This window comes from Jannaschia sp. L-14R (assembly GCF_056857695.1).
In genome coordinates, this window is the sequence record NZ_JBSXNP010000010.1 from 676,437 (window position 1) to 695,040 (window position 18,604).

The 18,604-nt window shown below is 64.1% G+C and carries 16 protein-coding genes; 9 read left to right on the forward strand and 7 right to left on the reverse strand.

What is annotated here, in order from left to right; genetic code table 11:
- Positions 1-18: 18 nt before the first annotated feature.
- On the reverse strand, positions 19-1,098 hold the full coding sequence (locus AC13C2_RS11685; protein WP_482886902.1) for a DUF2235 domain-containing protein: 1,080 nt from the start codon (positions 1,096-1,098) through the stop codon (positions 19-21).
- Positions 1,085-3,382, reverse strand: a complete 2,298-nt coding sequence (locus tag AC13C2_RS11690) for a xanthine dehydrogenase family protein molybdopterin-binding subunit (protein ID WP_482886903.1) — start codon at positions 3,380-3,382, stop codon at positions 1,085-1,087. The genes AC13C2_RS11685 and AC13C2_RS11690 overlap by 14 nt, the downstream gene beginning before the upstream one ends.
- A 142-nt stretch (positions 3,383-3,524) precedes the next feature.
- On the opposite strand from AC13C2_RS11690, the gene AC13C2_RS11695 reads away from it, so the two are divergent.
- Positions 3,525-6,662 carry a valine--tRNA ligase gene (locus tag AC13C2_RS11695; RefSeq protein WP_482886904.1) on the forward strand — a complete coding sequence of 1,046 codons (3,138 nt, stop codon included), beginning with the start codon at positions 3,525-3,527 and terminating at the stop codon, positions 6,660-6,662.
- Positions 6,663-6,670: 8 nt separating this feature from the next.
- Positions 6,671-7,660, forward strand: a complete 990-nt coding sequence (locus AC13C2_RS11700; RefSeq protein ID WP_482886905.1) for a hypothetical protein — start codon at positions 6,671-6,673, stop codon at positions 7,658-7,660.
- 12 nt (positions 7,661-7,672) lie between these two features.
- Here AC13C2_RS11700 and AC13C2_RS11705 read toward each other — a convergent pair whose 3' ends face one another.
- Together AC13C2_RS11705 and AC13C2_RS11710 are read right to left on the reverse strand one after the other, a co-directional pair.
- Positions 7,673-8,320, reverse strand: a complete 648-nt coding sequence (locus AC13C2_RS11705; RefSeq protein ID WP_339640609.1) for a hypothetical protein — start codon at positions 8,318-8,320, stop codon at positions 7,673-7,675.
- Positions 8,320-9,051 carry an ArsR/SmtB family transcription factor gene (locus AC13C2_RS11710; RefSeq protein WP_482886906.1) on the reverse strand — a complete coding sequence of 244 codons (732 nt, stop codon included), beginning with the start codon at positions 9,049-9,051 and terminating at the stop codon, positions 8,320-8,322. Before AC13C2_RS11710 ends, AC13C2_RS11705 begins: the two co-directional genes overlap by 1 nt.
- A gap of 242 nt (positions 9,052-9,293) precedes the next feature.
- Here AC13C2_RS11710 and AC13C2_RS11715 point away from each other — a divergent pair, with 242 nt between their 5' ends.
- The 7 genes from AC13C2_RS11715 (at position 9,294) to AC13C2_RS11745 (ending at position 16,762) form a co-directional block, all read left to right on the forward strand.
- Positions 9,294-9,941, forward strand: coding sequence for an ATP-dependent Clp protease proteolytic subunit (locus tag AC13C2_RS11715; protein WP_474521683.1), 648 nt, complete (start codon positions 9,294-9,296; stop codon positions 9,939-9,941).
- 244 nt (positions 9,942-10,185) lie between these two features.
- The gene (clpX, locus tag AC13C2_RS11720) at positions 10,186-11,454 is read left to right on the forward strand and encodes an ATP-dependent Clp protease ATP-binding subunit ClpX (RefSeq protein ID WP_339646011.1); all 1,269 of its coding nucleotides are present in this window, start codon (positions 10,186-10,188) and stop codon (positions 11,452-11,454) included.
- A gap of 362 nt (positions 11,455-11,816) precedes the next feature.
- On the forward strand, positions 11,817-12,941 hold the full coding sequence (locus AC13C2_RS11725; RefSeq protein ID WP_482886907.1) for an SPOR domain-containing protein: 1,125 nt from the start codon (positions 11,817-11,819) through the stop codon (positions 12,939-12,941).
- Positions 12,942-12,990: 49 nt separating this feature from the next.
- Positions 12,991-14,163 (forward strand): D-alanyl-D-alanine carboxypeptidase family protein, encoded by a 1,173-nt coding sequence (locus AC13C2_RS11730; RefSeq protein WP_482886908.1) that lies wholly within the window; start codon positions 12,991-12,993, stop codon positions 14,161-14,163.
- 116 nt (positions 14,164-14,279) lie between these two features.
- Positions 14,280-14,876, forward strand: coding sequence for a dTMP kinase (tmk, locus tag AC13C2_RS11735; protein WP_092762820.1), 597 nt, complete (start codon positions 14,280-14,282; stop codon positions 14,874-14,876).
- Positions 14,873-15,931 (forward strand): DNA polymerase III subunit delta', encoded by a 1,059-nt coding sequence (locus AC13C2_RS11740; protein ID WP_482886909.1) that lies wholly within the window; start codon positions 14,873-14,875, stop codon positions 15,929-15,931. The genes tmk and AC13C2_RS11740 overlap by 4 nt, the downstream gene beginning before the upstream one ends.
- 48 nt (positions 15,932-15,979) lie before the next feature.
- Positions 15,980-16,762, forward strand: coding sequence for a TatD family hydrolase (locus AC13C2_RS11745; RefSeq protein WP_092762824.1), 783 nt, complete (start codon positions 15,980-15,982; stop codon positions 16,760-16,762).
- Positions 16,763-16,768: 6 nt separating this feature from the next.
- Here AC13C2_RS11745 and AC13C2_RS11750 read toward each other — a convergent pair whose 3' ends face one another.
- The 3 genes from AC13C2_RS11750 to ureG all read right to left on the reverse strand — a co-directional run bounded on the left by AC13C2_RS11750 (position 16,769) and on the right by ureG (position 18,575).
- Positions 16,769-17,482: a helix-turn-helix transcriptional regulator gene (locus AC13C2_RS11750; protein ID WP_092762826.1), complete on the reverse strand. Its 714-nt coding sequence runs from the start codon at positions 17,480-17,482 to the stop codon at positions 16,769-16,771.
- A gap of 5 nt (positions 17,483-17,487) precedes the next feature.
- Positions 17,488-17,859 carry a VOC family protein gene (locus AC13C2_RS11755; protein ID WP_482886910.1) on the reverse strand — a complete coding sequence of 124 codons (372 nt, stop codon included), beginning with the start codon at positions 17,857-17,859 and terminating at the stop codon, positions 17,488-17,490.
- 86 nt (positions 17,860-17,945) lie between these two features.
- Positions 17,946-18,575, reverse strand: coding sequence for an urease accessory protein UreG (ureG, locus tag AC13C2_RS11760; protein ID WP_482886911.1), 630 nt, complete (start codon positions 18,573-18,575; stop codon positions 17,946-17,948).
- Positions 18,576-18,604: the final 29 nt, after the last annotated feature.

The window sequence follows — 18,604 nt, forward strand, 5'->3', positions numbered from 1 at the left end:
AAACAACGGGCGCGGTGCCTATTCGGCCGCGTCCGTCTCACTCCGAACGGTGTCTCCCTGCCGGGCAGCCCAGATCCGCAACTGCCGCGCCGCACGGTGGCCCGCCGCACTCGGGTGCAGCCATTCACTGGGGTCCTGCCCCACGCGCCGCCGTCTGCGCGACAGGAATACCGGTCCGAACCCGCCCCAGTTGCCCGCCGACGGCGCGGTCGCGTCGGTCGGAAGACCATCCTGCCAGCCGCCGGGCAGGTCCAGACCGACACGCTCCAGTTCCGACAGCAGCCAGACCAGTGGAACATTTGCCAGGGGCCGGGCTGTCGTTCGCCCGTTCAACTGCCCACCGACATCGCCATGTGTGCCGCGAAACCAGACCTGCTCCACACTGGCCGTCCGGTTGCCCCGCGTGCGCCAGCGGTCCAGCGCATAGGCATTGCGGTTTTCATCCAATGCCATGGCGTGAAACCCGTATTCGACCGATTGCCCAAGACGATGCGACCGAAAGGCATGGACCTTGGGAAACAGACGCCACAGGATCGGCCAGCGGATACCCACCGCCTGCACCGTATCCAGCACACCGACGGCGGTTATCCCGGCCCGTGTATGGCAATACTGCGCCGCGAAGCTGCGCGCGCTCGGATGGATGGGGTCGTCGCGATAATGGCCATAGGCCCGCAGCACCAGATCGTCGCTGGCATGTTCGGGCCGCAGCAGGCCGATGCGGTCGATCAGGCCCGCCAGCGCCCGCACCGCATAGGCGCCCCGCGAATACCCCAGCAGAAAAATACGATCACCGGGGCGATAGCGTTCGGCCAGAAACTGATAGGCGCGCCTTATCTGGTGGTTGATGCCGACGCCGGCCATCACTTCGGGTAAATTGCACCATCCGCGCCATTCGATCCCCGGTTCGTAATAGAGGCAATGCGCACCCTGCCTTGCCAACAGGCGATAGGTCAGTCCGATCGACGTCTCGGTTCCCGGTTGCAACGACGAAAACGTCCCGTCGATCAGAACCACGTGCGTCTGCGCGCGCGCGACATTACGGGTGATCCCCGCCGTGTCGCGCCCGAACAGGCGAGTGATGAAGTTACTCAGCGGCAATCGAACCCTTCGCTTGTTGCAGCATCGACCAGACACGCGATGGCGTGAACGGCATGTCGACCCGGCGCAGCCCCAGGTCCCACAGGGCGTCCAGCGCGGCATTACCGACGGCAGCCATCGCGCCCACCGTCCCCGCCTCGCCGCAGCCCTTCATGCCCAGCACGTTGGCCGTCGATGGTACCGGCTCGGAATGGAAGGCGATCATCGGCACCTGCACGGCGCGCGGCATGCCGTAGTCCATGAACGACGCGGTCAGAAGCTGCCCGGTTTCGTCATAGACAACGTGTTCACTGACCGCCTGACCGATGCCCTGCACGACACCGCCATGCACCTGACCTTCGGCCAGCATCGGGTTCATCAGGTTACCGAAATCGTCGACCACGGTGTATTTCACCACCTCCAGATGGCCGGTATCGCCGTCGATTTCCACTTCGCACAGATGCGCGCCGTTGGGGAAGCTGCGCCCCGGCAGAGTCGCGGTCTCGCGGGTTTTCAGAAGCTCCGTCTCACCTGCTTCCCGCGCGGCGGCGGCGGCCTCCAGTACGGTCATCACCGTGTTCGATCCTGCGGCGCGGAAGCCGCCGTCTTCGAAGTCGACCGTCTCCACATCCATCAGACCGGCGACGAAAGGCGTGAACTTCTCGATCACCCTGGCCGTCGTCGCGCGGTTCGCGGTGCCCTGCGTCGTAACCGACCGTGACCCGCCGGTGCCGCCGCCCATGGCGATGCGGTCGCTGTCACCCTGCACGATATCGATCAGGTCGGGCGAGATGCCCAGATCGGTTGACAGGAATTGCCGATACACCGTCTCGTGCCCCTGCCCGTTCGATTGCGTGCCCACGTAAAGCGTCACGCGGCCGTCATCGGTAAACTCGATTTCGGCGCTCTCGCTCGGGTCACCCAAGATGCTCTCGATATAATAGCACAGGCCCAGCCCGCGCAGCTTGCCATGTGTGGCGCTCTCCTCGCGCCGCGCGTCGAACCCGGCCACGTCCGCCTCGCGCATGGCGCGGTTCAGCACACGGGGGAAATCGCCCACGTCATAGGTCTCGCCCATCGCGCTCTCGTAGGGGAACTGATCGGGCTGGATGAAGCACTTGCGCCGCAATTCGAACCGGTCCACCCCCAACTCTCTGGCGGCGAAATCCATCGCACGTTCCAGCACATAGATTGCCTCGGGACGTCCCGCCCCGCGATAGGCGTCGACCTGCGTGGTATTGGTGAAGATGCCGCGGGACGTCATGAAACAGGCCTGCACGTCATAGCAGCCCGGCATCACCTTACTGAACAGTTCCGACTGGATATGCTGCGCATAGCCCGAATTATAGGCCCCCATGTTGGCCACATTGTCCATCCGGTAGGCGATCAACCTGTTGTCGGCGTCGAACCCCAGCCTGGCGCGGCAGATCAGGTCGCGGCCCGCATTGTCCGACAGCATCGCCTCGGACCGGTCGCCCATCCAGCGGACCGGTTGGCCCAATTCGCGCGCCGCATGCGCCACCAGCACCGTCTCGGGATAATTCATCCCCTTCATGCCAAATCCGCCGCCCACATCGGGGTTGGTCACGCGCACCGACGACTTGTCGATGCCAAACGACTTGGCCAGCTGATCCTTCATGCCCCAGACACCCTGTCCGTTCACGCAGACGTGCAGCCGGTCGTCCTCCACCTCGGCCCAGGACCCGCGCGGTTCCATCGACGCACAGATGATGCGGTTGTCGTCGACCGTCAGGTCCAAGACCCGCGCCGCCTTGGCCAGGGCCGCGTCGCACGCCGCCTCGTCGCCCTTGGCATAGTCATAGACGACGTTGTCCGGGGCCTCGGGGTGGATCGTCGGGCCGCCATCGGCCACGTCCATCTTGACGTCCAGCTCCTCGAAGTCGATTTCGATGGCCTCCGCCGCATCGCGCGCCTGCTGCAGCGTCTCGGCCACGACCATCGCGATGCCCTCGCCCACGAACCGCACACGGTCCCTGGCCAGCAACGGCCGCTGCGGGTCCGCCGCCCGCGATCCGTCGCGATTCTTCGCCACCGCCGTCGGAAGGTTATTCACGACGCCTGCCGCCTCGACGCTTTCGGCCGTCAGCACGGCGCGCACACCGTCCATTGTCTCGGCTTCGGACACGTCAAGCGAAGTGATATCCGCATGCGCCACGGGCGAACGCAAGACATAGGCATGCAGCGCCCCTGCGGGCGCGGTATCGTCAACGTAAGCGCCCTGCCCGGTCAAAAACCGGGGATCTTCAGTGCGTCGTGTCGATTGGCTCAGGCCAAACTTGTCCATGGATGTCTCCGAACGGAATGAAGGTGCTGATGCGGACACTAGCGGCCCGCGTCCCATAGTCCAGCCATGCACCTCCCCCAGTCCACCTTCCCCTTCGCCTGCCGTCGCGCTAGGACCGGGGCAACAGAACATGAGGCCCGAAATGGACAAGACATTCGATGCAAAATCCGCCGAAGCGCGGATCAGCAAGGACTGGATCGACGGTGGATATTTCCGCGCAGGGGCCAATGCATCGCGTCCCGAGACGTTCAGCATCGTCATCCCTCCGCCCAATGTCACCGGCAGCCTGCACATGGGCCATGCCTTCAACAACACCTTGCAGGACATCTTGACGCGCTGGCACCGGATGCGCGGCTTCGACACCCTGTGGCAGCCGGGAACCGATCATGCCGGTATCGCCACACAGATGGTGACCGAACGCGACATGGCCGCGAACGGTGAGCCATCGCGACAAGAGATGGGCCGCGACGCCTTCCTGGAGCGGGTCTGGCAACAAAAGACGCAATCGCGCGGCACCATCATCAGTCAGCTTCAGCGCCTCGGCGCGTCCTGCGACTGGGACCGCGAGGCTTTTACCATGGGCGGGGCACCGGGCGATTCCGATGTCAGGCCGGGCAGCCAGAATTTCCACGATGCCGTCATCAAGGTCTTCGTCGATATGTACGACAACGGCCTTATCTATCGCGGCAAACGTCTGGTAAACTGGGACCCGCGCTTCGAGACGGCGATTTCCGATCTGGAAGTCGAGAATATCGAGACGCCGGGCCACATGTGGCACTTCAAATATCCGCTCGCCGATGGCGAGACCTATGAATATACCGAACGTGATGAAAATGGTGAAATCCTGTTCACCGAAGTTCGCGACTATATTTCCATTGCCACGACGCGCCCCGAAACCATGCTTGGCGACGGCGCGGTTGCAGTACATCCGACGGATGAACGCTATGCCTCCATCGTCGGCAAACTCTGCGAAATCCCGGTCGGGCCGAAGGATCAACGCCGCCTGATCCCTATCATCACCGACGAATACCCCGACAAGGACTTTGGCTCGGGCGCGGTCAAGATCACCGGCGCGCATGATTTCAACGACTACGCCGTGGCCAAACGCGGCAATATCCCGTGTTTCCGCCTGATGGACACCACCGCCGCGATGCGCGACGACGGCGCGCCTTACGCCGAGGAGGCAGCAAAAGCCAAGGCCATCCGCGACGGCGAGGAAATGTCCGAAGCCGAGATCGACGCCATCAACCTCGTGCCCGACGCCTATCGCGGGCTGGACAGGTTCGAGGCGCGCAAACGCGTGGTCGAGGATATCACCGCTGAAGGGCTGGCCGTCATGGTCCCCGAAAGCGACCCCCGCCTGGGGCGCAAGTCCGCCTCCTCCGCCGCGCCCGCCGATGGACAGGCCGGGGCCCCGACCGACAGCTTCGAGGAAGGCGGCATACCGCCCGAACTGGCTCTGGTTCCGCTGGTCGAATCCAAGACAATCATGCAGCCCTATGGCGACCGCTCCAAGGTCGTGATCGAGCCGATGCTGACCGATCAGTGGTTCGTCGACACCGCGAAAATCGTGCAGCCCGCCATCGACGCTGTGCGGGACGGAACCGTCCGTATCCTGCCCAAGGGGGACGAGAAAGTCTATTTCCACTGGCTGGAGAACATCGAACCGTGGTGCATTTCCCGGCAACTCTGGTGGGGGCATCAGGTGCCGGTCTGGTACACGCTCGACCCCGATGGTGATGCGGATTGGCTGCCGATTTGCGCAACGTCCGAGGCAGCGGCGCTGGAGCAACTTCGCCTGATCCACGGCGATGACGCCGACATACGTTTCGTCGAGGATGAGTCCGCCGCGCTCGACGTGATCCGCGACGATCTTGCCGGTCTGAACACCCGAACCGAAGGCAAGATCCGTCAGCCGCAGAGTCCGCAGACGATACCGGCCTTCCGGGACCCGGATGTCCTCGACACCTGGTTTTCCTCAAGCCTGTGGCCGTTGGGTACGTTGGGATGGCCCGAAGAGACACCCGAACTCGATAAATACTTCCCGACGTCCGTCCTTGTCACTGGCTTCGATATCCTGTTTTTCTGGGTCGCCCGGATGATGATGATGCAGTTGGCCGTCACCGACCAATCCAGGCCCGTCGCAGACCGCATTCCTTTCAAAGACGTTTACGTGCATGCGCTTGTGCGGGACGCCAAGGGTGTGAAAATGTCGAAAAGTCTCGGCAATGTCGTCGACCCGCTGGAACTGATCGACGAATTCGGGGCCGACGCCGTGCGTTTCACCCTGTCCTCCATGGCCTCGATGGGTCGGGACCTGAAACTGTCGACGGCGCGCGTCACCGGCTATCGCAATTTCTCGACCAAGCTGTGGAACGCGGTCCGGTTTGCCGGAATGTATGACGTGGAATTTGCGTTAACCAGCGGTGCGGACTTACCCCAAAACGTGAATATGACGGTCAACCGCTGGATCATCGGCGAAACTGCGCGTGTCCGCGAAGACGTCGATGCCGCCCTTGCCGCATATCGGTTCGACGATGCCTCCAGCGCGCTCTACAAGTTCGTCTGGAACGTGGTCTGCGACTGGTATGTCGAATTCTCCAAGCCTGTGTTGCAGGGCGAAGCCTCTGACGAAAAAGCGGAAACGCAGGCCGTCATGGGGTGGGTTCTGAACAACTGCATGACCCTGCTGCACCCGTTCATGCCTTTCGTGACCGAGGAGTTGTGGCGCGTCACCGGTCACGACGGCATGCTGGTCCATGGCACATGGCCTGAGAACGTCACCTCGGAAGACATTGATACTGCTTCTGAAACAGAAATCCGCTGGGTCATCGCCTTCATCGAAGCTGTGCGTTCTGCGCGCGCGCAGATGAACGTCCCGGCCGGGGCCTACGTCCCTGTGGTCGCGGTTGATTGGGACGATACGGCAAGAAAGTCCTATGAAACCAATGCGGTGATGATTGCTGCCTTGGCCCGGATCGAAGGCCTGACCGAAGGCGCGGCCCCGAAGGGATCGATCGCCGTGACCGCCATGGGCAGCCGCTTTGCCTTGCCGTTGGACGGCATCATCGACGTTGCAGCGGAACGGGCGCGACTGGACAAGTCATTGGCCAAGCTCGACAAGGAAATCAAAAGCATAGAGGGCAGAGTTAACAATCCGAAATTCGCCGGGTCCGCCCCGCCCGAGGTGGTGGAGGAGACCAGGGCCAACCTTGCCGAACGACAGTCGGAACGGGACGCGGTGCAGACCGCGCTCAACAGTCTGGCGGAGTTGGGCTGAGGCTCGGGATGACCTTCAATATCATGATCGTCGGTCAGCGCGGCCGCCTGACCCACGAAGCCTGCCTCTTCGCCGCGACCCTGCGCCACAACGCGCCGGGCTGGGATGGACGGCTGATCGTGGCCGAGCCGCAGCCGGGCGATCGCTGGTCAGCCGATCCGCGCATACCGGCCGGGCCGCAGCGTGATCTTCTGGAGTCGCTGGGCGCTGAGATCGTGCCATTCGAGAGTCGGCATTTCGGAAGCTATTATCCCAACGGCAACAAGATCGAAGGCCTGGTGGCTTTGCCCGACGGGCCGTTCATGTTCTTCGATACGGATACTGTAATCACAAGTGACATCTCGACGCTGGATATTGATTTCTCGCGTCCTGCCGCCAGCATGAAGCGCGAGGGGACCTGGCCTGAAATCGAGATTTACGGGCCTGGTTACAACGATATATGGGGCGTTCTTCATGCAAGACGTGGCGGACGGCTGGCAGATACGCTGGATCTGAACTGGCCTGACGAATACTGGCAGCGCTATCTCTATTTCAATGCGGGGTGGTTCTTCGGACAACATCCGGACGCGTTTCGCAGAGCCTTTTTGGACGCCGCCCTGATGATCCGTGACGACCCGCCCGACGAGGTCGCCTGTCAGGTGCTGGATCCCTGGCTGGATCAGGCCGCGCTCCCCCTGGCGATTCACGAGTTGGGCGGCGGGCGACCCGGTGACAAGGGCGGGATCGACGATGGCCTGCTGGATGGCAGCCACAGCTTTCATTACCGCTTTCTGCCGTTGATGTACGCGACCGCGCCAGACCATGTGATCACAGCGGTCCAGGGGGCGACGGCCCCCAACCCGGTCAAGAAAGTTCTCAAGGACTACGAACCGTTCAAGCGGTTCCTGTATCAGCCCAAGGGCGGCAAGGCGCGGGCGCTGTTCGACCGTAGCGACCTGCCCCGCAAGGAACAGGCAATCCGCAACCGGCTGAAGCGCGAAGGTCTCTGGCTTCGTTGAAGCGACTGCGGGCTAAAGGTCCGACAGGGCGTTGGTTGCAAGCCAGTCGCGGGCCCGGCAGGCCGCTGCCTGATAGATCGGGCGATCGCGCTGACCCGCCGCATGGTCCCAGTCGCGCATACTTTCAGGCAGGGTTTCGTCGGCAAGCAACGCGCAGCGCTCGGGCGTCAGGTCGAAGCGTGGATCGTCAGAGGCAAGAACCGCCAGCCCTTCGTTCAGCCAGGCCGGCATATCGCCGGTCAGCAGCCGCCAGGATGACACCCGCGATGCCAGCGCCGCATGGCTGAGTTCATGGGCGATAATCGCCCGGCGCAGGTCCGCGTCCTCGGTGCTCAGCCGGGAATGCAGAATCAGAAGATACTGATCGTAGGCCTGCGCATAGGGCCCCACGCCGCCAAGCGACCCGTCGCATCCGGTATCGCCACAGATCAGGATGCGGGGCCGTTCAGTCGCGTCACCCCACCATTCTTCGATTCTGGTTTCGGCCCAGTCGAGTTCGTTCAATACCTCGACGGGATCGCGCGCGCCGGGCTGCATCCAGACGCGCGGCGCAATCTCGCGGAACCCGTGCGCTCCGGGCAACAGCACGGTGCGCGGAAACGAAAAGCTGGCAAGGACCAGCACCGGCAGGGCAAGGGCAAACACGCGGATGGGACGCATCAGAAGTTCGACAGGCTCGAGTTGGCGGCGGCCGAGAAACGGTCCAGCACCGCATCCCACAGGTCCGCCGTCCGGGTCGTGTCGGTATCCTGGGTCAAGGTCAAGCGTGACCCCCCGTCCTGGGGCGTAAAAACGACGGTCACGACAGAGCCGCCCACCGTCTCCAGCCGCCAGTCCAGCTGCAGATAGCCGGGCGCGCGCGCCGTGATGACCGTGGCCCAAATGCCGCGTGATCCGTCAAACAGCACCTCTTGCAGATGGCCACCGGGACGCGCGTCCAGGGTGACGATCTGCGGCAGCGCGCCACCGGATTGCGCCGACAGCGACACGCGGGCAACGGGCCACCAGATCGACAGGTCGTCGCAAAACAGGGCCCATGCCTCGGAGGGTGTCAGGCGGGTTGTCAGTCTGCGGCGAAGGGTGCCTTCCGCGGTATCGGTCACGGCACCATCCGGTTGAGCATCGGCCGGATCGGTCCGCAGACTGCCCAGCCAATCGCCCAGCGGGCCAGCGCCGCCCGGCACCAATGCATAGAGATTTCGCGTCCCCTGTGCCCGAACCGACACAAGCCCCGCGTCCAGAAGAACCTTCAGATGCTGCGATACGGCGGGACGGGAAACCGGAAGATCGTCGGCAATGCGACCGACCGGCTGGGGTCCGCGCCTCAGACGGTCCAATACGGCGCGGCGCGTCGGGTCGGCCAGCGCGGTCAGAATTGTCTCGTAACTCATGCCCGATCCTATTCACCGCACGGCTGCGCGGGTCAATCACGTCGGTCTGACAATGCCTTGCGCGGCGCATCCCCGCCCGTGATCGTCGGAACCCTGCCCACGGCCCGATCCCGGCCGATCCCGGTTGTCGCAGAAGTAAGACAGGTTGGACAGATCGGCTTGAAGGCCCCGTCCCCCGCGCATAGGTTCCTGCCAAGCCCGCCCGCGACAGTCGTGGAGGCGGTGGCAGAAGGGGCAGTGCCATGATCGACCCGGTCGATAATTTTCAGAACAATCTCGTGCCGATGGTGGTCGAGCAGACCAGTCGCGGTGAGCGGGCGTACGATATCTTCAGCCGTCTGCTGAAAGAGCGGATCATCTTCGTGAACGGCCCGGTCCACGATGGCATGAGCCAGCTTGTCGTGGCGCAATTGCTGCATCTGGAGGCGGAGAACCCGTCGAAGGAAATCAGCATGTATATCAACTCGCCCGGTGGCGTCGTGACCTCCGGCCTGTCGATCTACGACACGATGCAATACATCCGCCCCGCCGTCAGCACACTGGTCGTCGGTCAGGCCGCTTCGATGGGATCGGTCCTGTCGGCGGCAGGCGAAAAGGGTCTGCGCTTCTCGCTGCCCAACAGCCGGATCATGGTTCACCAGCCTTCGGGCGGATATCAGGGTCAGGCAACCGACATCATGATCCATGCGCGCGAGACCGAAAAGATCCGCAAGCAGCTGTATGACATCTATGTCAAGCACACCGGCCAGACCTATGAAGAGGTCGAGCGGGCGCTGGAGCGGGACAATTTCATGTCGCCGCAGGAAGCCAAGGACTGGGGTCACATCGACGAGATCGTCGAAAACCGGGGCGACGCGAAACCCGACGAGAAACCGGCGACCAAGAAGTGACCCTGCGGGGTTTCCCGGACGACGGGCCGCGAAGTGCAATTCGCGGCTCGATCCATGCCCATTCGGGGTGCGGAACAGGTTAACGTAAAGGCCACCGGCGAACCGGGGTTTGGGCGCCGATTTTGCCATTGTGGCCCCCGGACGATCCGCCTAGGCTTTGGGTCAGATATTCGGAATTCATGAGCGGCGGGGTGCGCCCCGCTGTCGGCGGCCACAGGCAAGGCGGCACGACGAGGAGGCTAATATGGCCAACACTTCCACTTCAGGTGATGGTAAAAATACGCTGTATTGCAGCTTTTGCGGCAAGTCACAGCACGAGGTTCGCAAGCTGATTGCGGGTCCGACGGTGTTCATCTGCGACGAATGCGTAGAGTTGTGCATGGATATCATCCGCGAGGAGACCAAGGCCGCGGGCCTGAAATCCTCCGAAGGGACGCCGACGCCGCGCGAAATCTGCCAGGTGCTGGACGACTATGTGATCGGTCAGGAACATGCCAAGCGTGTGTTGTCGGTCGCTGTCCACAATCACTACAAGCGCCTTGATAATGCCGGGAAATCCGACATCGAGCTGGCCAAGTCCAACATCATGCTGATCGGCCCCACCGGCTGCGGCAAAACGCTGCTGGCGCAGACGCTGGCGCGGATTCTGGATGTGCCGTTCACCATGGCCGACGCGACCACGCTGACCGAAGCGGGTTACGTGGGCGAAGACGTCGAGAACATCATCCTCAAGCTGTTGCAGGCGTCCGAATACAACGTCGAGCGGGCACAGCGCGGCATCGTCTATATCGACGAGGTCGACAAGATCACCCGCAAGTCCGACAACCCGTCGATCACCCGCGACGTATCGGGCGAAGGCGTGCAACAGGCGCTGCTGAAGATAATGGAGGGCACCGTCGCCTCCGTGCCGCCGCAGGGCGGGCGCAAGCACCCGCAGCAGGAATTCCTGCAGGTCGACACGACGAATATCCTGTTCGTCTGCGGCGGGGCCTTTGCCGGCCTCGACAAGATCATCGCGCAGCGCGGCAAGGGGTCCAGCATGGGCTTCGGTGCCGATGTGAAGGCCCCTGACGAAAAGACCGTGGGCGAATACTTCAAGGATCTGGAACCGGAAGACCTGTTGAAATTCGGTCTGATCCCGGAATTCGTCGGACGCCTGCCGGTTATCGCGACGCTGACCGATCTTGACCTGGACGCGCTGGTGACGATCCTGACGCAGCCGAAGAACGCGCTGGTCAAACAGTATCAGCGTCTGTTCGACCTGGAGGATGTGCAGCTGACCTTCACCGACGACGCGTTGCAGGCCATCGGCAAGCGCGCGATCGAGCGCAAGACCGGTGCGCGCGGATTGCGCTCGATCATGGAGGACATCCTGCTCGACACGATGTTCGAACTGCCCGGTATGGATACGGTCGAGGAAGTCGTCGTGAACGAGGAGGCCGTCCGCCGCGAGGTCAAGCCGCTGCTGATCCACTCCGACAAGAAGGTGGAGGAACCGGCCTCGGCCGGGTGATCCTATCGCTATCTTATTGACGCGCCGCCCCCTGGGGCGGCGTTTCGGTTTGCGTGGCATCCCTCTCCCGTCATCCATCCGCGGCATTGCGTCCGTCAGGACGTGCCGCCATGACCTTATCAGCCTGGGCCCGGAGAACAGGTTCGCCCCGGTTGACCGCATGCCGGAAACCGACAGGCGACATGACCGCACGCCGCAGCGGTTCGGTCTGGAGACGCGACCCCCGACATATTGGCCACGATTCCCCAAGATATGGTGGGCCGAGAACAGCAGGCTTCACAGGTTTGGGAATATGCGCTAGGGTCCCGCCAAGGCAGGTCCGATCAACGAACCGCCACCGGCAGTAAACAGTCTTGGGGCAGATGACAGTGCGACAGGCATTTCACGGGGCGCTTGCCTCCAGAACCATCCGATTCACATCATCCGTCGCGCTGATCGCCCTGATCGCGGGCTGCCAGTCCGCGCTCAATGGCGGCAGCGATGCTACCCGTGCGGCCCCGGCCTTTGACAGCGTCCAGCTGATCGAACGCGACGTCGAGGCGCCCGAGGTTTTCAAGGCACAGGATCGCGCACTTTGGGATGGACGACCCAGTCTTGGCGGCGTCTGGGTCGCGGCTCCTGGTGTGCGTGACCCGGAGCGGGTCATCATCCGCAATTCCGACAATGGCAAATTTGTCATAGGCGCTTTGTTCAAGCGTGAACGGGACAACCCCGGCCCGGCCCTGCAACTGTCGTCCGATGCGGCCGCCGCGCTTGGCATCATCGCCGGGGCCCCCACGATCATCGACGTCGTCGCCCTGCGCCGGGAAGAAGTGTCCGAGCCGGTCGCCGCGCCCGCCGCCAGTGCCCCGCTGACCGAGACCGAAACCGTGCCGTTGACCGAAGAAACGGTCCAGACCGACGTCGTTCCCGCCACACCGCACCCCGATGCCATCGCCGCAGCCGCAGCGGCCATCGACACTGCCGAATCCGATACCACGGCTGCAATCGGGTCCGAAGGCGCAGAGGTGTCCGTCGCCGCATCCGTCGAACAACCTGCGCGCCGCCGCAATGTCTTCCAGCGCCTGTTCGGCCGCAAGACACCCGCCAGCACCCCCCTGTCCGCTGCACCGTCAGACCCGTCGACCACAGCATTGTCAGACGCCGGGCCCGCCGCTTCCAGCGCGATCAGCCCCACCGTGACCGCCACCTCGCTGGATGCACCGCCGGTGCGAACCGCTTCCGCCGCACCGGCACCCGCGCGCAGCACAGGCCTTGACCGGGCCTATGTCCAGATCGGCATCTTCTCGGTCGAGGAAAACGCCCGCAACACGGCGACGTCGCTGTCCACTGCCGGGGTCGTGCCGACGGTGCTGGAACAGGAAAGCCAGGGCCGCCGATTCTGGCGTGTCGTGGTCGGACCGTCGACAACCGCATCGGACCGGGCGGCGGTTATCCGCAAGGCCAAGGGGCTTGGCTTCACCGATGCTTTTGCTGTCGGCGGCTAATATCCTATATCGACCGAAGACTATTCCCAATATCCGGAGAACCCTGCCCATGCTCCGCCCTCTGATCGCGGCCGTGCTACTGTCCACTTTCACTTTTGCCAGCAGTGCGCTGGCACAGGAATTCGCGACCCAGGCCGGGGCCGCCGTCGTCGTCGACCACAATACCGGACAGATCCTGCTGTCGAAGAACGCCGACGTGCCTTTGCCGCCCGCATCCATGTCCAAATTGATGACCCTGAACATGACGTTCGAGGCTCTGGCCAGTGGCCAGCTGACGTTGGAAACGGAACTTCCGGTCTCGCAGGAAGCGGCCAGCTATGGCGGATCGACGATGTTTCTGGACCCGCGCGACCGCGTATCGGTCGAGGATCTGATCCGCGGTGTCGTGGTCCTGTCGGGCAACGACGCCAGCGCCGTTCTGGCCGAAGCCCTGTCGCCGGACGGGACCGAGGCCGGGTTCGGAAGGATGATGACCGAACGCGCGCGCGAATTGGGAATGGTCAATTCGGTGTTTCGCAATTCGAACGGCTGGCCCGCACCGGGACATGTCATGTCGATGAACGACCTGGCGATTCTGGCTGAACGTCTGATTACCGAATTTCCTGTATATTACAAATACTTCGCCGAAACCGAGTTCGCCTTCGACGGTCGATCGCCCTCCAACCGTTATAATCGCAACCCTTTGCTGCGGCTGAACATCGGGGCCGATGGCCTGAAAACGGGACACACGCAGGAAGCGGGCTTCGGCCTTGTCGGCAGCGCCGTTCAGGGTGACCGCCGCGTGACTTTCGTAATCTCGGGCCTGGACTCCGAGGCAGCACGCGCCGAGGAAAGCGAACGCATCGTCAACTGGGCGTTCCGCCAGTTCGCCGAAGTCGAGCTTCTGGCCGATCAGAAAGCAATACTGCAGGCCGATGTTTTCATGGGCGAAGCTGAGACTGTCGACCTGATCCCGGAAAATGCGGTGACACTGTTGCTGCCGGTCACGGGCCGCAAGGCGGTGACAGGCGAAATCACTTACGACGGCCCGATCAAGGCTCCGGTCACGGCGGGAACGCGACTGGGTACGCTGACCCTGTCGCATCCGGGTGTGCCACCGATCGAGGTGCCGCTGATCGCGGCAGCCGACGTGGAGCGGGCCGGGCCCATGCGCCGGCTCGAGATCGCGGGCGGGCGCGTCGCAGGCGATCTGCTGGGATCGGCGATGGAACGATTCCAGTAAAGGGTCCGTTCTCCGTGGTCGTTTTCTCCCTTGGCACGAATACCTGCCGAGCCAAGAAAAGCGGCGGCATCGCCTATCGTCTTTTCCCTTTGAACGGGGCCTGCTAGGCCGATTTCATGTTTATTTCGTTCGAAGGCATCGACGGGTCAGGCAAGTCGACGCAAGCGCGGCGGCTGGCCGATTTTCTGCGCGCACGCGGCCACGATGTCGTCCTGACGCGGGAGCCGGGCGGTTCCGACGGGGCCGAGGCCATCCGCCGCCTGCTGGTCGAAGGCGATCCTGATCGCTGGTCACCCGAGACGGAGCTTCTGCTGTTCAATGCGGCGCGGCGCGATCATCTGGAGCGGTTGATCCTTCCCGTGCTGGATCGCGGTGCCTGGGTCGTATCCGACAGGTTTGCGGATTCGACGCGCGTCTATCAGGGCGCGACGCGCGGCGATCTGCGCGAACTGGTCGATGCGCTGCACGGGTTGGTCATCCGGCGCGAACCGGACCTGACCGTCGTGATCGACATGGACCCCGAAGTCGCACTGTCGCGCGGGTTGGCACGCGGATCTGGCGAAGATCGGTTCGAGGATTTCGGCCTGCCGTTCCAGCAGAAATTGCGCGCCGGATTCCTGGCGCTGGCCGGTGATTTCCCCGATCGCATCCGCATCGTCGACGGCATGGCCGGGGCGGACGAGGTCGCACGCCGGGTCGAGGCCCTGGTGTGAACGACATTCCCGAAGCCGACCGCGCGGGCGAGGCGCCGCACCCGCGCGAAACGGCGCAATTATTCGGTCAATCTGCTGCGGAAGCTGAGTTTCTGGACGCCTGGAATACGGGGCGTCTGCACCATGGCTGGCTGTTGACCGGGGCGCGCGGCGTAGGCAAGTCAACGCTGGCGTGGCGTATCGCCCGGTTTCTGCTGACAGACCCGCCCGCGCAGGCCGACACGCTGGACGCCCCTCCGGGCCACGCCGCCCTGCCCCGAATCCGTGCTCTGTCCGAGCCGTCTCTGATGCTGATCCGGCGTCCCTGGGACGAGAAGGCGAAGAAGCTGAAAACGCAGATCACCGTCGATGAAGTCCGCCGCCTCGGCAGCTTCTTCGGCCTGTCCGCCGGGGGGCGCCGCGTCGTGATCGTGGACCCGGCGGACGAGTTGAACCCCTCGGCGGCCAATGCGATCCTGAAACTGCTGGAGGAGCCGCCTGCGAAAGCCACGCTGCTGCTGATTTCGCACCGACCCGCCCGGCTGTTGCCGACGATCCGGTCGCGGTGCCGGGTGCTGCGACTGGCCCCGCTGGATCCGGATGCACTGGAGGCCGCAGTCGTGCAGGCCGGGGGTCACCCCGCCGCCGCCAACCCGTTGGCCGAAGGATCGGTCGGTGCGGCGCTGGAATTGGCCGATGGGGGTGCCGACACCTACGAGGCACTGGTCAACCTGTTGTCCAAACCGCAGATGGACCGCGCCCGTGCCCGCGCCATGGCCGATGCCTGCGCGGGCAAGGCAGGCGCTGCACGCCTGGATGCGACCGTCACCGCCATCGCCCGCCTGCTGCACCGCGCCGCGCGCACCGGTCTGCTGGGCCCGCCCCCGGATGCGCCAGACGCCGAAGTCCGCACCCTGACGCGGCTGGCCCCGCACGACGCCGCCGCCCGCGTCTGGGCGAGATTGGCGCAGGACATCGGCGACCGCGTGGCCCATGCGCGTGCCGTCAACGTCGACCCCGCCGCAATCGTCTGGGACGCACTTGCCCGGATCGACGCGCAGGCACGACAGATCTGACCGCGCGCGCCCTTGAGTCCGGACTGCCCGTGGCCTAATCCGCGCGACATGGAACCCAAAGTCACCGACAGTCACTGCCACCTCGACTTTCCGCAGTTCGAGGGCGAGCTTCCCGACCTTCTGGATCGCGCCGCGAAAGTGGGCGTCCATCGCATGGTCACGATCTGCACCAAGCTGAAGAACGCGCCCGCCGTGCGCGCCCTGTCAGATGCCCACGCCCCTGTCTTCTGGGCCGCCGGAACGCATCCGATGAGCGCCGCTGACGAGCCACTGGCCACCGTCGAAGACCTGGTCGCCCTGGCCATACACCCCAAGATGGTCGGCATCGGCGAGACGGGGCTGGACTATCACTATACGGCCGACAGCATGGCCGTTCAGCAGGAAAGTCTGCGCATTCACATCGAAGCCGCGCGCCGCACCGGCCTGCCGCTGATCATCCACGCCCGCGATGCCGATGAAGACATGGCGCGCATTCTGGCCGAGGAACATCGCGCGGGCACCTATACCTGCGTCATGCACTGCTTCAGCAGCGGGCCTGCGTTGGCCCAAGCTGCGATCGACCTGGGGTTCTACCTGTCGATGTCGGGTATCGCGACCTTCCCCCGCTCGCAGGAGGTACGCGATATCTTCGCCGCCGCACCACTGGATCGCGTGCTGGTCGAGACCGACAGCCCCTATCTGGCCCCGCCCCCCCATCGCGGCAGACGCAACGAGCCGTCGTTCGTCAATCTGACGGCGCGCAAGGGGGCGGAGGTCTTCGGCATGGAGTATGCCGACTTCGCCGCCGCGACCGAGGCGAATTTCGAACGCTTGTTCACCAAGGCGGCCTGATCCGGATCATGCCAGCGGATCGGACGGCAGGACGCACCCCTCCCGCGCCTCAATCTGGGCGATGCAGGCCGACAGGCTGCGGTCCGGGTGGGGGTCGAAGCCGTCGTCCAGCGGCTCCAGAACACCGATCCGGTCAATACGGAACATGCGGAAATCGCTGCGCAATTCGCACCACGCCACCAAGGTCCAGACGCGGCCCCAGAACCACAGGCCCAAGGGCTGCACCCTGCGGTTCGTATGATTTCCATCCGGCGTGACGTAGACCATTCGCACCAGACACCGGTCCCGAATTTGACGGTCCAGCACATCAAGGCGTTCTCGATCGGACGCCGCCATCCCGTCCATGGGTGCGCTCAGACGCGACAGCGCGTCCTGCACGTCCTGCGCGCGGGGCACAACGGCTTCGATCTTCGACAAGGCGTCGCGCGCGCCACCGGCCATGTCATGTCCGCCCCAGGCCGACACCATGCGCGCCCCCAAGGCCAGGGCCGTCACCTCGGCTTCGGTGAACATCAGCGGCGGCAGGTCGAAGCCGGAGCGCATGACATATCCGACGCCCGCCGCCCCCTCGACAGGGACGCCGGACGCCTGAAGGTCCGCGATGTCGCGATAGATCGTGCGTTCCGACACCTCGGCGATTTCCGACAACCGCGCCGCCGTCCACAGCTTGCCGCCGCGCAGGGTCTGCACCAGACGGAAAAGGCGGTCGGCGCGGCGCATGGGCGTCAGCCCTCGAACAGGCCGACGGAATTGCCGTCGGGGTCGATTGCATAAAAGAAGCGCCCCACCGGGATCGGGATCGCATCGCTGACCACCTGGCCCCCGGCCCCGCGAACACGGTCCATGATCGCCTCCAGCTTACCCGGCGCGGCCAGATGAATGGTATTGCCCGTGCCCTCGGGCGCCGGCTTGCCGGGGTAGAGATGCCCGGCCACGCCGGGATCGTCCATGCTGGTCCCCAGCGGGACCATCGGGTTCGGCCCGCTCTCGTCCAGGTGCAGTTCGCGCTCCAGCACGGCGGCATAGAACGCCCGGCCGCGTTCCATGTCAGTGACGGGTATCTCGGCCCACACGACGACATTCGTTGGATCAGACATTTTTGTTCTCCGGTTTACGGCCCCGACCGTCGGGGCACCGGACATATCCTGACACCCCCCTCCTGACAGCATACTGTCAGGAGCGTTCAGGAGGCGGTGGATTTCTCCAGCCCGCCCTCGCGCTGGATGAACGCGACGATCTGATCCACGCCCTGCCCCTTTCGCAGCGCTGCCAAGACATAAGGCCGGGTGCCGCGCGCCGTGTCCAGATCAATGCGCGCGCGATCCAGGTCGACGCCGACATGCGGGGCCAGATCGGTCTTGTTCAGCACCAGAAGGTCCGACCGCGTCACCCCCGGCCCGCGTTTGCGCGGAATGTCCTGACCGGCAGCGGTGTCGATCAGATAGATCGTCAGATCCGCCAGTTCCGGGCTGAAGGTCGCGGCCAGATTGTCGCCCCCGCTCTCGATCAGCACGACATCCAGATCGGGATGCGCGGCGCGCAGATCGGCAATCGCGGCCAGATTGATCGACGCATCCTCGCGGATCGCGGTGTGCGGGCAGCCACCTGTTTCCACTCCCCGGATGCGGTCCAGCGGCAAGACCTGCGCGCGCATGAGGTGTTCGGCATCCTCGCGCGTGTAGATGTCGTTGGTGATGACCGCCACGGACAGATCGCGCGATAATTCGCGGGCCAGATGTTCAGTCAGCGTGGTCTTGCCCGCGCCCACGGGGCCACCGATGCCGATGCGCAGAGGGCCGTTCACGCTAATCATATCGTAATTACTTCAAGCAATTGAAATAC

Bases quoted from the DNA above. Each gene is read 5' to 3' on its own strand.
- AC13C2_RS11690 (WP_482886903.1), bottom strand. From the start codon at position 3,382: ATGGACAAGTTTGGCCTGAGCCAATCGACACGACGCACTGAAGATCCC.
- AC13C2_RS11695 (WP_482886904.1), top strand. From the start codon at position 3,525: ATGGACAAGACATTCGATGCAAAATCCGCCGAAGCGCGGATCAGCAAG.
- AC13C2_RS11700 (WP_482886905.1), top strand. From the start codon at position 6,671: ATGACCTTCAATATCATGATCGTCGGTCAGCGCGGCCGCCTGACCCAC.
- AC13C2_RS11705 (WP_339640609.1), bottom strand. From the start codon at position 8,320: ATGCGTCCCATCCGCGTGTTTGCCCTTGCCCTGCCGGTGCTGGTCCTT.
- AC13C2_RS11710 (WP_482886906.1), bottom strand. From the start codon at position 9,051: ATGAGTTACGAGACAATTCTGACCGCGCTGGCCGACCCGACGCGCCGC.
- AC13C2_RS11715 (WP_474521683.1), top strand. From the start codon at position 9,294: ATGATCGACCCGGTCGATAATTTTCAGAACAATCTCGTGCCGATGGTG.
- clpX (WP_339646011.1), top strand. From the start codon at position 10,186: ATGGCCAACACTTCCACTTCAGGTGATGGTAAAAATACGCTGTATTGC.
- AC13C2_RS11725 (WP_482886907.1), top strand. From the start codon at position 11,817: ATGACAGTGCGACAGGCATTTCACGGGGCGCTTGCCTCCAGAACCATC.
- AC13C2_RS11730 (WP_482886908.1), top strand. From the start codon at position 12,991: ATGCTCCGCCCTCTGATCGCGGCCGTGCTACTGTCCACTTTCACTTTT.
- tmk (WP_092762820.1), top strand. From the start codon at position 14,280: ATGTTTATTTCGTTCGAAGGCATCGACGGGTCAGGCAAGTCGACGCAA.
- AC13C2_RS11745 (WP_092762824.1), top strand. From the start codon at position 15,980: ATGGAACCCAAAGTCACCGACAGTCACTGCCACCTCGACTTTCCGCAG.
- AC13C2_RS11750 (WP_092762826.1), bottom strand. From the start codon at position 17,482: ATGCGCCGCGCCGACCGCCTTTTCCGTCTGGTGCAGACCCTGCGCGGC.
- AC13C2_RS11755 (WP_482886910.1), bottom strand. From the start codon at position 17,859: ATGTCTGATCCAACGAATGTCGTCGTGTGGGCCGAGATACCCGTCACT.
- ureG (WP_482886911.1), bottom strand. From the start codon at position 18,575: ATGATTAGCGTGAACGGCCCTCTGCGCATCGGCATCGGTGGCCCCGTG.